Source organism: Rummeliibacillus sp. NPDC094406 (genome assembly GCF_044763875.1).
In the GTDB taxonomy this organism is placed as follows: Bacteria; Bacillota; Bacilli; order Bacillales_A; family Planococcaceae; genus Rummeliibacillus.
In genome coordinates, this window is record NZ_JBIWGZ010000004.1 from 371328 (window position 1) to 386973 (window position 15646).

A 15646-nucleotide genomic window follows, 5' to 3' on the forward strand; every position below is an offset into this window, starting at 1 on the left:
TCATATCAACGTGATTAAGCAATCGTTGATTCTGAATCGTTTGAGCTTTCTTCTATAGTTACTTTTTTCATGCGTTGTTTTTTCGATTTTCTAAAGTATAGCAATTCATATACACACGGAATCACGATCAGCGTAAGTAGGGTAGCCATAGCTAATCCACCGATCACCACAACTGCAAGACTTTGTGAGACTAAACTTCCTGCCTCAGATTTTTTCAATAATAGTGGAAGCATAGCACAGATTGTTGCTACTGCGGTCATGAAGATAGGTCGCATTCTTGTAGCTGTTGCTTCGATGAGTGCGTCGCGAATAATCATCGTGCGTTCGTTTTGCTTGACGCGGTCTAATAGTACAATGGCATTGGTAACAACTATACCGATTAGCATTAATGCACCTAAAAGTGCAGTAATGTCCACTGAAATGCGACTGATGAGGATGCCTAAAATAGCCCCAATAGCAGCAAGTGGAAGAGAGCACAAAATAGCAATTGGTGTTTTAATCGACTTGAATGTAATAACCATAATCAAGAAGACAATGCCGATTGATACAAGCATGATAAGGAATAAATCGGCAAAATCACTCGCTTGATCGCTACTTGCTCCACCGACTAGTACCTTGATATTATCTGGTACATCAATTCCTTTTTTATCTTTTTTATCACCGTAAATCGCTGTATTAACATCTTGTGAGATTTCAGATAGTTTTGCAGGATCAACAGTTGCTGTAACTCGAAGGTATGTTTTCCCGTCTTTATGGAATTGGTTAGTTGATCGTTCTTCACTTTGTAAAGATGCAATGGATGATACTGGTACAGGGCCAGAATTGGTTTGTACTTTTATATTTTTTAAATCTTTAGGTGTTTTTGTGTCTATGAGTGGTTCTAGGAATACTGTTTTTTGTGTATCTTTTAAATCAATTGTGCCAATTGGTGTTTTATTTAACATGACACCTAACTGCTGTGCAATTTGTTCCGTGTTTCCTTTTGATGGATTAACCTTAAAGGAATACACAGTTTTCTTTTCTTCCTGATTGGTTGTTACTTTCTCGACACCTTTGACATTTTGTACTTTATCTTTAATATTGGTTGCTACACTTTCGAGTTCACCTACATTATCACCAACTACATCAATGGTAATATTTGTGCTCGCGCCGCCAGACATAAAGGAGGATGCAGCAACTTCTAAAGTGGCATCTGGATATTGACCTTTTTCCTTTTCTAACGCTTTAACTACCTGATCTGTGTCCTTTTTATCGTCCAATAGAATACTATAGGATGCTTCTGTTGAAGAGCCGACTACGCCGTATTGTGCATTTTCAGCAGAAGAGCCTACCTGTGTAAATACTTGTTTGACGTTATCCATTTTTTGAATAGATGATTCAAGTTCAAATGAATTTTCCTTTACTTTTTCAAAAGGTGTATCAGTCGGGTAAGTGAGCGTTGCCGTAACAAAATCTGCTGAAGAGTTATCAACTGCACCTTTTGGGATCATAAAGTAAGCGCCGATGGATCCGATAAAACAGAACACGGAAATCGAGAAGATAATCCATTTATGGTTTAAGGACCAATTCACGATTTTAGGGAAACGAACAGCTGGTTTATGTTCCGGAAGCTTCGTATTTTTTAATAGCCCAGCACTCATTAACGGTACTACAGTTAATGCAACGAGCAATGAAGCAAGTAAGGAATAGGTAACTGTTAACGCAAATGGCAAAAGGAATTCTTGTAGGCTTCCACTTAACAGACTCATAGGTAGGAATACAGCCACAGTTGTTAAGGTAGAAGCAGTAATTGCAACGCCTACTTGCTTCGTTGCATCAATTACCATACTGACAGAGAATTTCTCTGTTTGCATTTTACGGAAAATATTTTCAATGACGACAATACTATCATCCACTAGACGTCCAACGGCAACAGCAACACCGCCGAGAGTTAGAATATTCAATGTTACACCAGACCTTGATAATAGGAATAGGGTGAAACAAAGTGATAAAGGAATCGATACAATTGTGATCATAGTAGTTCGGATATTACGTAAGAAGAGCATAATGACAATCGTAGCAAACAAAGCCCCGATAAGCACTTCTTTAATCATTGTATGAACAGAGTTTTGTACCATATCAGCTGAAGAAACATAAATGACAGAGTCCTGCTGATCATATTCTTTATTGATTTCTTTTGTTACTTTTTCAACTTCTTTACTAATCGCTACCGCATTCGATTGACTGTCTTTAGTGATACTAATGTTTAAACTGTCTTTTCCATTAAAACGGCTGATGAAATTAGCATCCGTTGTTTCTTTAATTGTTGCGATATCGCTAAGTTTAACGCCAGGTGCTACAGTTAAATCTTGCAATTTTTTTATGCTTGTGACATCACCGATGACTTTGATATTACTTGTTTTGCCATCAATATTTTTTTCACCAACAGCTACAGCGGTGTTTTGACCCTGAAGAATACCCATAACTGATTGAAGTGAGACTTGGTTTTTAGCCAATTTTTTATCATCTAAATGAACTGAAACGATAGAATCAGTAATCCCGTAAACATCTACACTTGAAACCCCTTTGATTTCTTGATAACGAGATTGAAGCTCTTCACGTGCAAATTCCTTGTTTTTATCCGTCAACCCATCTTTAAAGGTAACGGCAATGTTGACAATTGGAATCATAGAGGTATTCAGCTGTGAAATGATCGGCTTTGAGATATTGGTAGGTAAAGTGACTCTACTAATTGCCTCTGTTACATCTTGTTTAGCCTGTTTCATATCATAGCCTGATTCGAAATTCAGATCTATTTTTGAAAATCCATCTCCAGTCGTTGAATAGACGGATTTTTTTCCTTTTAACCCTTTAACGGCCTGCTCAATGGGATCAGTGACTTCAGATTCCATTGTTTTGGAGTCCGTTCCTTGGCCCATCGAAATAATGGTAACTTGCGGATTATCCGCAGAGGGTAAAAACTCCATAGGCAGTCTATAATAGCTAACAACACCAATGATTAATATGAGAACGGTCAAAAAAGCGACTGCGGGCTTGTTACCAAAAGCCCATTTGGTAATAATCGACAAAGTAAATCTCCTCCTAAAAACAAATTAAACACGAAATAAAATATACGTAGAATACATAGTGAAATATCACACTTTTTAGAAAATAAAAATTTTAGTGATATCCATACAACCATTTTCCCCTTTCTTTTGATTTTCATTCCCTTTTATTGTAATAAATATGAAAATAACCCAAATCAGCCCTGGTACTTATTTTTTCTAAGACCTGAGACTTAGATGCTCTAGGGAAAGAAATGAATATAAGAAAACATCGAAAGACCCTACCCAAAAAATATCTAAGTATAATGGCGCCCTCAACTAAAACGTTGTTGAGTGGATTATTTGTGTAAAAAAATGGGTTTAATGGATAAAGTACCTTTCTTTGCCTTTATATTCAGTTTAATTCTAACGGAAATTAGGTATTTGTTCCACTTTAATTGTGAAATATTACAATACTTTGAAATAAAATAAGGAAAAAGTCAATAAATTTTACATTTTAGAACCGTACTGATTTGAGGAGAAGGAAATGAAATGTATAAATTAATAATCATATAAGTTGTGGGTCTAGGATTTTAGCAAAAGACATATCCACTAAAAACAATAGTGTTTATGGGATGTTCTATTGAAATTGATACAAAAGACATAATCTATTATTTTTTTATATGTAATTATTTGCGAAAATAATGTATGAATTTATGGGTTTTTAGGGTGAAATTGATTAAAGATGGATGAATATAACTACACGTATTATTGCCATATATTAGAATCTATGTTATATTTCTTGAGGATAATATGTAGGCTTATTGTAATATTGATATTTATAAAATAATGGGTCTAAAGTTGTTATTTGTAATAAAAACTTGCTTGTTATTCAAGATGTACTGATTCAATATTACTCTAACAAGAAAAAAGTAGAAGGAGATGTAAGGGGTCACTATGCGTTTTTTTAAAAAGCTTTCATTAAAGTATAAGTTGTTATTAACAGTATCAATTATTGTAATTGCACTTTTCGCAGTAATTACAACTCAAAGTATTACGCAATTACAAAGCCAAATGGAAAAGAACCTTAAACAAGAATTAAAAAGTGTCGGCTTATTGACATCTATGAATCTAAGCCCGAAAGAGATATCGGAATTACTAACAGTAAATGGAGAGAATGATCCGAAATTTCTGGACTTGCAAAGCAAATTAGACAACATAAAAGAAAAACAAGGAATTATGTATTGGAGTTACATATGGAAAATGGAACCGGATGGGGTTACCACTCTTGGTTACACAAAAAATTTAAATGATGTTTATAATGCAGGGGAAATATTTACTGATCTTGCCCCAGCTCATGTAAAAGCTGCAAAACTTGCTATAGAGAATGATCGACCTGAAGTAACAAATATATTCAAGGATCCATACGGTTCATGGAGAACTGTTTTTGCGCCATTAAAAGACGAAAGTGGAAAGACAGTAGCAGTATTAGGGATAGATTATTCAGCTGATTATATTAATACGATTATTACTAAAAGTATTACAAAACAAATAATTACGGCAGTTTTAGGTCTATTGATTTTACTAGGCATCCTATATGTCACAATCACTCGTCTACTCAAACCACTCAATAATGCAGTAGTCGTTGCAAATCAAGTGGCAAGTGGTGATTTAAAAGATGTAGAGCTTAAGACTTCAAATGATGAGGTAGGAAAGCTTTCCCAATCCATTAAAACAATGGTTTCAAATTTACAACATATCATATCGAATATTAAAAACACATCAAACAACGTGGCTTCATCAGCCAGCCAACTGACTGCGAATGCAAATGAAACGTACAGTAATGCTTCTCAAGTTTCTAAAGAAATGGAACTTATCGCCCAAAATGCTGAAACTTCATTGGTAATGACTGAAGAAACAGCACTTGCAATGGGAGAATCAGCAGAAAGTATACAAAAAATTGCCGAGTCAGCATATACCGCTTCAGAATCATCTCAGCTTACTACAAATGCCGCGAAACAAGGTAATGAAGTGATTCAGCAAATAATTGATCAAATGAATTTAATCAGAGAATCTGTTAGTCAGATGGATGTTACGATTCGTGGTCTAAATGATAACTCAAGTAAAATTAGTGGAATTGTGAACTTTATCACCGATATAGCAGAGCAAACCAATCTATTAGCTCTCAACGCAGCCATTGAAGCAGCAAGGGCTGGTGAGCATGGTAAAGGATTTGCTGTAGTAGCAGGTGAGGTTAAGAAATTAGCCGAACAATCTTCTCATTTTGCTTCAGAAATATACAAGATTATTAATGAGATTCAATCAGAATCAGATGCATCCATAATTGTCATGGAAAAAGGAAAAGAAAATGTAAAAGTCGGAATAGATTATACAACGCAAGCAGGTTCTATTTTCAAAGACATATTGAATTCTACGGAAGATGTAGCAGAACAAATTCAAGAAATCTCAGCTGCTTCACAACAAATATCTGCGGCATCTGAAGAAGTTGCAGCATCGCTTAATAATATGAAAATGACGTCACAAAAATCTGCAGAATTTTCACTGAGTGTTTCAAATTCAACTGAAGAGCAATTAGTAGCGATGCAGGAAGTAAAGGATGCTTCTGCTGCTTTAGGTCATACAGCAGAGGAATTGCAAGAACTTATTACGAAATTTGAATTAGAGGATGGAAAATAATGGACTTAAAACTTGCAGGAAAAAATGTACTTATAACAGGTTCAAGTATGGGGATAGGTAAAGCAATCGCATTAGCATTTGCTGAAGAAGGCGCCAATGTATTGATCAATTATGTAGGAGACGATCAAGTTGCAGAGACTGTTCGTATACAAGCGGAGGAATATGGTGTAAAAGCGTTAAAATTCAACGCGGATGTATCAAATTCACAACAAGTTACTGAATTGTTTCAGTACATGGACCGTCAGCTAGGTGAGATTGATATCCTTGTTAACAATGCGGGAATTGCGCAAAATGCGCCCATAACAGAAATGACTGATGAACAATGGGACAAAATGATAAAGGTTCATCTCTATGGAAGCTTTTATAATTGCCGAGAAGCAGCAAAAAGAATGAAGAAGAGAAATAAAGGTAAAATCGTTAACATTTCTTCTGACTTAGGGAGCTTAGGTTGTGAAGAATATGCGCATTATTCAGCTGCAAAAGGTGGTATTAATGCTTTTACTAAATCATTGGCTAGAGAGTTGGCACCGCATATTAATGTTAATGCTGTAGCACCAGGTGGAACACATACGGATATTTTGTTAGCCTTCGGTGACAATTACATCGAGGAAGAGTCAGCAAAATACCCATTAAAAAGATTAGCCCAACCAGAAGAAATCGCCAAAAGTGTCTTGTTTTTAGCATCAGAAAATGCTGATTTTTATACAGGACAAATTTTGGGTGCTAATGGTGGCGGAGTTATGAATGGATAATGTCGATGTTAAGGTTAATTGGTTTGTAGGTGCAGTCGGAGTTTCAATGCATGAATGGATAATGTTTAGTTAGGGAGTAATCGAATTGTTGAATATAGTCGTTTTTAGTTTGTATTTGATTTTTATATATTATATTGGTTTCAAGGGGTATCAACGTGTCAAGACAGCTGAGGACTTAATAGTGGCTGGCTGGAGTATGCCATTGTCTGTTGTAACGGGAAGTTTGATTGCCGCATTATTAGCGGCTCCATTCTTCTTTGCCGCAGTTGGTTCAGGCTATACAAGTGGCGGATTTGAGGGATCTGCTACAATGGGTGGTCTAGGTACATGTATGATTTTAGGTGCTTTAATATGGACTAAACCTCTTAGAAGATTAAGAGGTTGGACATTAGCAGATTACTATGGCTTACGATATGGTAGTAAAAAATTAGGTGCGTATACAGGAATTGTGATGGCAATCGCATTTGGCGTTTTCAATGCTGGTGCACTAACTGTTGGGGGAACATATATTATCCAAACCCTTCTACAAATCGATTTTTTACCAGCTGCTATATTGTTTGTATCTTTAACAGCGTTATATTCCGTTATAGGTGGATTATGGGCTGTTGCATATACTGAAGTGGTTCAAGGTACACTTGCGATCGCTGGGATTCTAGGCATCACTATATTTATCATGTTCTATTATCCTGACATTACTTTTAACCCTGAATGGTGGAATATAAGTGAATTATTTAATAAGGGTGGAGTAGAATTTTGGACACTCTATTTAGTTTTAGCGCTTGGTGATATTCCAGCTGTGGATTTAGGACAAAGGGTTGCTGCTGCAAAAAGTCCGCGTGTAGCACAAAAGAGTATGATTATTGCAGGTATCGTCATTATAGCGATCAGTTGGATGCCGGGTATGTTAGGAGAAGCTTTTAAAACGATTTACCCAAATAGTTCTAATCCTGAAACACTGATGTTAGCATTTGCACAAGGTTATTTCCCTCCATTGTTATCAGCGATTTTCTTAACAGCGATGGCAGCCATGGGGATGTCAACAGTTGCCGCTTGTTACGTTGCTACATCAGGGATAATGACGAAAAATGTTTATCTCGATTTTATAAATAAGAATCCGGATCCAAAAAAGTTATTATTATTCTCTAGAATAATGATTCTAGTGAGTGCTGTATTAGGTTTCATATTGGCTGTCAGTGCACAAAAAGTAATCGATTTAGCCTATCTAGCATGGGATATTATATTTGTGACGATATTCTGGCCAATTGTCCTAGGTCCATTCTGGAAAAGAGTAAGTACACCAGCTGTTTGGGCTAGTATCTCTGTAGGACTTGTCTATTATATTGTTACATCTCTTACGCATGTTCCTGGACCGAAAATTGAATCGGATGGCTTTATCGGATTGTTAAGTGAGCTGTGGCTAATACCTGGTTTCTCAGGAGTTGTTATTTCTGGAATTACAATCGTTGTTGTAAGTCTCATCATCCCTCCTTCACAACACGTTCTCGACATGCATAAAATCGAGAAAGATAAATCATTAGATGAAGTAGGAAGTAAAGCAGAAATAGAAAATTTGAAAACAACTGCAAGCTAGATAGATGAATTGTAAAAGAACGAGAAAAATAAATGAAGAATCGTACTAGTTAATAGACCAAAAACACTCGAAAACAAAATCGAGTGTTTTTTTTGTACAAAAAATTTCATCAAACCTGTCCTCTTTTCAAAACATCTGTCTATTTAAGAGATGAGGAGGAGATAACATGATATTTAAAGATTTAGCTGTTTTAACAACAAAGAACTTAGCAGAAAGACTGGGCGTAGGGCCTAGAAGTTTGATCAGGGGATTTGATCGTAGGCGCAACAAATTTATAGAAGGAAAGCATTTTTTTGTAGTGACAGGGGATGAACTTGTCAAAGTGAAACAAGAGCTGGGGGATTCCAAGCACGCATGCATTCTCTATTTATGGACAGAGGAGGGGGCGTTTTTATTAGCTAAATTCCTGAGGGATGTCAGCTCATGGGATGCCTATTTGCAAAATGTATTTACCTTTTATGAAGAAAATCGGCAATAGGAATGTATGCAAGCTCAAAAACAACTAATTTAACTCGCAGTGGCAGGTGCTACTGCGTGTACTTAATTGGAGGTATTCGAAATGAAACTAATTATAGACCAAACACCACTTCTAGTTATTCCAGATCTAGCAATTATGTTAGGCACTAATGAAGCCATGATACTTCAACAGCTGCATTATCGATTGAATGGTTCACCACTAAAAGACGACGGCCACACTTGGTATCAGCATACCTATGAAAGCTGGGCTAAACAATTTCCGTTTTTATCGGTCACAACGATTAAACGGGCATTTCTTAAACTTGAAAAAATGAACTATATCATCTCTACGAAGAAGTTTAATTCGACGAAGTATGACCAACGAAAGTGGTATCGCATCCATTATGATCTTCTTTATCATGACCTGGGGGTTCAAATTGGTTCTTCCAATATTTCAAAAGAAACCACGTCAACAGATCAGATGAAGCTCTTTACAGAGATCGAGATGGCCCCTTATTTAAAAGAAGAAAAGAAGAAGAAAAAAGAGATAACAGCTGCCGTTATCCATTATTTGAATGAAAAAACAGGAAAAAAATTCAAAGTAACAGCTCAGCATGAAAGAATCATCCAAGCACGAATCAACGAAGGCAATTATTTAGCTGACTTTCGGAAAGTCATTGATCACAAAGTTAAGCAATGGATAAATGACCCGAAAATGAAATACTATTTACGTCCAAGTACCTTATTTCGACCAACCAACTTTGAAAATTACCTCAACGAGCAAGGAACACAGATGAATCAACCGACAAGTCATTACAAACCAATCGAACTCAATCTCAATGCGGGGGAAGAATAAAATGACAAAAAACATTAGTGCTGAACTTCTAGAAAAAAGTATTTTAGGAACTATGCTTGAGGAAAATAATCTCGTTACAGATAGCAATATTCGGAGAGAAATGTTTCAAATCCATCGTCACGCTGCTATTTTTGAAGAAATGTATAACCTAGCAAGCGACAGAAAACCAGTTGATTATATCACTTTACTTCAAGTATTGGACCCGAATGTTTCAGGAGGTGCGGCTTACTTAGCGAGCCTGTCCAACTTTGCATGTAGCCCAAAATTCGATGCCTATTGTGAAATGCTCATCACTTCTTGGCGTGAAAAGAAAAAGAACGCTATTTTGTTTCAAGCACATACAGACGATTGGACCATTGAATCCGTACAAAAAGCTTTAGACAACTTGCAAACAGATCTTCACACAACTGAAACAAACATTCAACAGGACCTTCTTGAATTGGAACACCTTCCGTTCAAACCGATGCCACCACAACAAGTTGTCCCGACTAACATAGTGGATCTGGAAAAGCTCATTGAGGGATTCAGACCAAGTGAGCTGACAATTATTGCAGGCAGACCATCCATGGGGAAAACGGATGTCATGAACTATTTTGCACTTCAGGCAGGATGGGCAGGCTATTTACCAATCGTATTTTCACTCGAAATGAGCAAGAAGATACTCATCGAGCGATTGATCTCCGACTGTGGCAAAATTAGCAGATTGAAAATGCGTGACCCTTACAATCTATTTTCAGAAAAACAGCGGAATGAATGGTTGAATACGTTAAACAAACTATTAAAAGCAATGATTCATATCGACGATCGAGGGGGGATAAACGTCAATCAAATTCGTGCACAAGCAAGAAAAATCATCCATCAAAACCAAGGGCGCAAACCGATTATCTTCATCGACTACTTACAAATTATCACCAGTGAAGAAGCTACCACTAACCAAGTATTTTCCATCGGCCAAATCAGCTGGGCACTCAAACAAATGGCAAAAGAATTCGATTGCCCAGTCGTCTGCCTATCCCAGCTAAACCGCAGCGTCGAAAATCGCGCCAGCAAACGCCCACTCATGAGCGACCTACGCGACTCCGGCAATATCGAACAAGATGCAGACGTCATCATCCTTCTATACCGACAAGACTATTACGAAAAACTAGAAGCAGAAGGCAACATGGACTATAACAAAGTCTCAGAAGTACTCGAACTAATCGTCACCAAAAACCGCAACGGCCCAACTGGTACAGTCCCTGTAAACTATTCCAAATCAACAGGTCAAATCCGAGATATTAATAATGAACATGCAAAGTAGGTGGAGTTGAGCATAGTGACTGTCAAAGAGTTATTAAAAGATGCCATTGAATATGACGAATCATTTTTAGCTCATTTCATCTTCTTTGTGATAGGGCGAGGGAAAATAAAAGAAGAAGATCGCAAAGAAAAGCTGATGGAGATTCAGTTAACGGAGCAGGAGAAGGAAGAATTTTTTGAAATGTATGAACGAGATGAACTTGGCATGAAGAGAATCCTGTTATACGCGGTGAAGGTTTCGGATAGACCTCACAGCTATGCATTTTATTTTGCTGAAACTCCTGAACAGGTTGTTGATTTGCATGAAGTCATTTATAAATGGAAGCCGAAGAGGATACATAATGTGCATCGGCAGTGGTTGTATCGGGAGGTTTATGATGTTGGGACGGGGAAGGTGGAGAGTTTTAAGGAGATTTTGGGTAGGGTGGTTGAGGTGCCTTTGTATTTGGGGGAGGTGGGGGGTTAGTATATTTGAATCCAGATGCCAGTCTCTTATTCCCCCAGAATTTTCTCTTCAAGCACAATATTAATAGATTCCATTTAATATCATAACTAATAAATAGATAAACAAATTGAGGTGATCAAATGACGATAGAAATAGAATTAAAAATTATTTTGATAGGTGTATTAGCGCTCATTTTTGCTTATTTCACAGTATTCAACTTCAACTTCTTTATTTTTAAACTTGATAGTTAGAATATAGGCAGGAGCATTTGCAGCACTAAGTGCAACAGCACTATTCGAAATTGGTAATTATCGTGATGGTTATACTAAAACGAAAGGCGGTAATTAATTTGGGTAAAATCGTAGATATCTCAAAATGGCAACCAAAAGTTGATTACAAGGCTTTAGCGACTGAGTGTGACTTAACAATTTTAAGAGTGCAAGACGGATCCACAACAAAAGATTCGGTCTATGCAACACATGCTAATGGTTGTGATAAATATAAAATTCCTTTTGGCGTATATGCATTTACACGTTTCATATCAGTAGAAGATGCCAAAGTTGAAGCTAGAGACTTCTATAATCGTGCAACAGCTGGCGGACACAAACCGAAGTTCTTTGTAGCTGATGTGGAAGTCAAAACTATGAGTGATATGAGAGCAGGAACCAATGCATTTATTGCTGAACTTCGTCGTTTAGGAGCCGGAAAAATTGGTATTTATGTAGCACATCATCTATACGAGTCATTTAACTTGGATTATTCAAAAGCCGACTTTGTTTGGATTCCACGGTATGCTGCAGAAGGTAAATCAATTATTCAACCTGCATTTCCATGTGATTTACATCAATATACTGACCGAGGGACGATTGCAGGGATTAATGTTGGAGTGGACTTAAACCGATTAACAGGTAGCAAATCACTTAAATGGTTTACTGGTGAGGAAAAAATTACTCAATTCAGCAAACCAGTAGCAATATCGAAAGCTAAGACAGTAAAAACATCAACTATAAAAACTACTAATAATGTTCACACTGTTAAGAGTGGTGATACTTTAAGCAAAATTGCATTAAAAAATAATACCACTATTGCAAAGTTGCAGAAACTAAACAAAATCAAAAATCCAAACTTAATTTATGTTGGTCAAAAAATTAAATTGAACTAAGTAGATAAAGCCCCTTACCAATTTAGGTGAGGGGCATTTTTTACTTTTTTGGTTCAAGAGTAGAAACTCAACCATAAATTTATAGCTTAATCATACCTTGATGATCTGGTGTTTTTTATTTTACTATATGGTAAAATTTTGTATAAGAAGTATAGGGAATGAAACTAGAGAGAACTGCAAGGAGTAATGTCATGCTTAAACAAGGACTATACGAAGAAATTATTAATCAGAAATTAAAAGATGAACTATTAGAGCTAGATACAGATACCTTTGTGGTGGGAAAAGAGAAAATGGATGTGGAAGAAGCACAGAAAATACTGGCTTCCTACATTTCCCTTATAACTAGAAAAGCTTTAAAGTTTGTGCGTGACAATGAAACAAATGATCGTGATGCCTTGATCAAACAAATTGAGACTTGTAATGACATCATTACAATATTAAGTGAACGATTAGAGGAAGAGGAGTTTCGACAATTACATATTGAAGAAGAAGGAGAAGTTCTAACTTCGGTCTATTCTCGTATAAATTCAGTGAGAAGTATAAAAAAGGGAGAAGAAATTCGTCCAGTAACGCCTTTAGCACAAAGTTCACTCTTTACTGGTTCGCATTATGAACCGAATATGTTAGGTGAACTCAAGAAAGAAATCATAACGTCTAATTCAATTGATATGCTTGTTTCTTTTATCAAATGGAGTGGGTTGAGATGTATTATTGAGGAGTTAAGAACATTTACTGCAAATCCCAATAATAAGTTAAGGGTTATTACGACCTCTTATATGGAAGCAACTGATTACAAAGCAATTCAAGAATTGAGTAAATTGCCAAATACAAGCGTGAAGATTTCATATGATGTTGAACGGACTAGACTTCATGCAAAAGCTTACCTTTTTAAGAGGGAAACTGGTTTTAGTACGGCTTATATTGGATCCTCAAACCTGTCTAACCCTGCTTTAACATCTGGATTGGAATGGAATGTGAAAGTAACAGAGAAGGATTCTTTTGATATTCTAAAGAAATTTGAAGCAACGTTTGAAAGCTATTGGAATGACAACGAGTTTAAAGAGTATTGTCCTGATAGTTTCCAAGATCAACAACATTTAAAACATGCCTTATCAAAAGAAAAAGTACATGAAGATAAAACACATTATTATTTATTTGAGATACGGCCATATTTTTATCAAAAGGAAATTTTAGAAAAACTGCAGGTCGAAAGAGAAGTATTTGGTCGGTATAAGAATCTACTTGTTGCTGCAACTGGTGTAGGGAAGACTGTCATTTCTGCCTTTGACTATAAAAAATTTAAAAATGAAAATCCGTCAGCAAAATTATTATTTGTGGCACACCGAGAAGAAATACTTAAACAAAGCTTAGAAACCTTTCGTGCCATTTTAAGAGATCCGAATTTTGGAGAAATGTTAGTAGGGAATCATCAACCAGATTCTTTAGACCATCTATTTGTCAGTATCCAAAGTTTAAACAGTAAGAAACTTTATGAAAAACTAACAAGTGACTTTTATGATTTTATCATTGTAGATGAATTTCATCATGCGGCAGCAACATCTTATCAAACACTACTCAATCACTTTGAACCCAATATTTTGTTAGGTTTAACTGCTACACCAGAGAGAAATGATGGCAAAAGTATATTATCTTATTTTGATGATACGATTTCTGCAGAAATGCGGTTAACGGAGGCAATTGATAAAAAGTTATTATGTCCATTCCAATATTTTTGTGTCAGTGATACAGTCGATTTGGAACAATTAAAATGGAGTAGAAAAGGTTATGATATAAAAGAATTGGAGAATGTTTATATATCAAACGATCTTCGAAGTAGACAGATTATAGATAGTATTTATAAATATGTAACGGATATTGAACAAGTAAAAGGCCTTGGTTTCTGTGTTTCTATTGAACACGCAAAATATATGGCAAATTTCTTTTGTAAAGTAGGAATTCCCGCAGTTGCTTTATACGGTAACGTAGATAAGGAAATTCGAGGGAAAGTACAACAACGCTTACTAAACGGTGACATTAAATTCATTTTCGTTGTGGATCTTTATAATGAAGGAATTGATATTCCAGAAGTCAATACAATCTTATTCTTACGTCCAACTGAAAGTTTAACGGTATTTTTGCAACAACTTGGACGTGGTTTGCGATTAGCAGATGAGAAAGATTGTTTAACTGTTTTAGATTTTGTAGGACAAGCACATAAAGATTATAATTTTGAAGAGAAATTTAGAGCTTTAATGGGGAAGACAAAACACTCAGTTCAATATTATCTTGAGAATGGATTTTCACATTTGCCTAAAGGCTGCTTTGTCCAATTAGAAAAACTTGCAAAAGATTATATTTTGAGAAATGTTAGAAGCAGCCAAAATAATGCTAATAATTTAATTACGAAGATAAAGTATTTTGAGGAAGACGCGGGTATTCCACTTACACTTTCAAATTTTTTAACACATCATCATCTTTCAATTTACGATTTTTATGGTAAAAATGGTGATCGTAGCTTTAATAGATTGAAAGTTAGAGCAGGAAAGGCTTTAGAATTTGATTTTCCTGAAGAAAAGGAATTTACAAAACGATTACCTAATTTATTTCATTTCAATTCAACGAAGTTACTAAGCTTTTTGATAAAGTACATTGAAAATCCTGAAACAAATAATAATAAAGAAAAAACGATGCTTGCAATTTTCTACTATTCATTTTATAAAAAGTATCCCAAGGATGAAGGCTTTCCTTCAATAGAGGAAGGAATTAGTAACATATTATCGAATCCAAAATGTAAAGAAGAGATACTTGAAATACTTCGCTATTTGTTTAGTTCCATTGAAATGATGGAGATTGAAAATGACTTAAACTTTGAAACCCCTTTAGGTGTTCATTGTAAATATAATACTGCTCAAGCATTAGCAGGTTTAGGATATTACAATGAAACGGAAAGTCCAGCTTTCCGAGAAGGTGTAAAATATTTTAAAGATAAAAAACTGGATGTCTTTTTTGTCACTTTAAATAAATCAGACAAAGACTTTTCCCCATCCACTTTATACGATGATTACGCAATCAATGAAAAACTTTTCCACTGGCAAACGCAAAGTAGGGTAGGAGAAGAAAGTAATACGGCTAGACGCTATATTACTCACAAAAAAGAAAATCATCAAATAGCATTATTTGTCCGTGAATTTAAAAAAGAAAATGGCTATACATCACCATTTATCTTTCTGGGAACTGCTAATTATGTAAGTCATTCAGGTAGTAAACCAATGAGCATTATATGGAAACTTGAAGAAGAAATGCCTGCTTATTTAGTACCAAAAGCAAATAAAAATATTCTATAAATAGAAAGAACTTCAATTTTG

Annotated in this window: 10 protein-coding genes; 9 read left to right on the plus strand and 1 reads right to left on the minus strand. The window is 35.7% G+C overall.

Annotated elements, in window-relative coordinates; all coding sequences use genetic code 11:
• Positions 1 to 14: 14 nt before the first annotated feature.
• Entirely contained in the window at positions 15 to 3068 is a 3054-nt protein-coding gene (locus ACIQ4I_RS13385; protein WP_403096566.1) for an efflux RND transporter permease subunit, read from the minus strand.
• Between the two features lie 912 nt (positions 3069 to 3980).
• Here ACIQ4I_RS13385 and ACIQ4I_RS13390 point away from each other — a divergent pair.
• From ACIQ4I_RS13390 to ACIQ4I_RS13430, 9 genes are all read left to right on the plus strand, one after another.
• Complete coding sequence (locus ACIQ4I_RS13390; protein WP_403096569.1) at positions 3981 to 5720, plus strand: methyl-accepting chemotaxis protein; 1740 nt, start codon at positions 3981 to 3983, stop codon at positions 5718 to 5720.
• Positions 5720 to 6472 carry an SDR family NAD(P)-dependent oxidoreductase gene (locus ACIQ4I_RS13395; RefSeq protein ID WP_403096572.1) on the plus strand — a complete coding sequence of 251 codons (753 nt, stop codon included), beginning with the start codon at positions 5720 to 5722 and terminating at the stop codon, positions 6470 to 6472. The genes ACIQ4I_RS13390 and ACIQ4I_RS13395 overlap by 1 nt, the downstream gene beginning before the upstream one ends.
• 85 nt (positions 6473 to 6557) lie before the next feature.
• Positions 6558 to 8063, plus strand: coding sequence for a sodium:solute symporter family protein (locus ACIQ4I_RS13400; protein ID WP_403096575.1), 1506 nt, complete (start codon positions 6558 to 6560; stop codon positions 8061 to 8063).
• A 166-nt stretch (positions 8064 to 8229) separates the two neighbouring features.
• Positions 8230 to 8541 carry an ORF6N domain-containing protein gene (locus ACIQ4I_RS13405; RefSeq protein ID WP_403096577.1) on the plus strand — a complete coding sequence of 104 codons (312 nt, stop codon included), beginning with the start codon at positions 8230 to 8232 and terminating at the stop codon, positions 8539 to 8541.
• 81 nt (positions 8542 to 8622) lie between these two features.
• Complete coding sequence (locus ACIQ4I_RS13410) at positions 8623 to 9375, plus strand: conserved phage C-terminal domain-containing protein (protein WP_403096580.1); 753 nt, start codon at positions 8623 to 8625, stop codon at positions 9373 to 9375.
• A gap of 1 nt (position 9376) precedes the next feature.
• Entirely contained in the window at positions 9377 to 10675 is a 1299-nt protein-coding gene (locus tag ACIQ4I_RS13415; protein ID WP_403096583.1) for a replicative DNA helicase, read from the plus strand.
• A gap of 15 nt (positions 10676 to 10690) precedes the next feature.
• Complete coding sequence (locus ACIQ4I_RS13420) at positions 10691 to 11140, plus strand: hypothetical protein (protein WP_403096585.1); 450 nt, start codon at positions 10691 to 10693, stop codon at positions 11138 to 11140.
• A gap of 328 nt (positions 11141 to 11468) precedes the next feature.
• A complete protein-coding gene (locus ACIQ4I_RS13425; RefSeq protein ID WP_403096587.1) occupies positions 11469 to 12281 on the plus strand; it encodes a GH25 family lysozyme in 813 nt (270 codons plus the stop codon).
• A 191-nt stretch (positions 12282 to 12472) separates the two neighbouring features.
• Positions 12473 to 15625, plus strand: a complete 3153-nt coding sequence (locus tag ACIQ4I_RS13430; RefSeq protein ID WP_403096589.1) for a DEAD/DEAH box helicase — start codon at positions 12473 to 12475, stop codon at positions 15623 to 15625.
• Positions 15626 to 15646 lie beyond the last annotated feature (21 nt).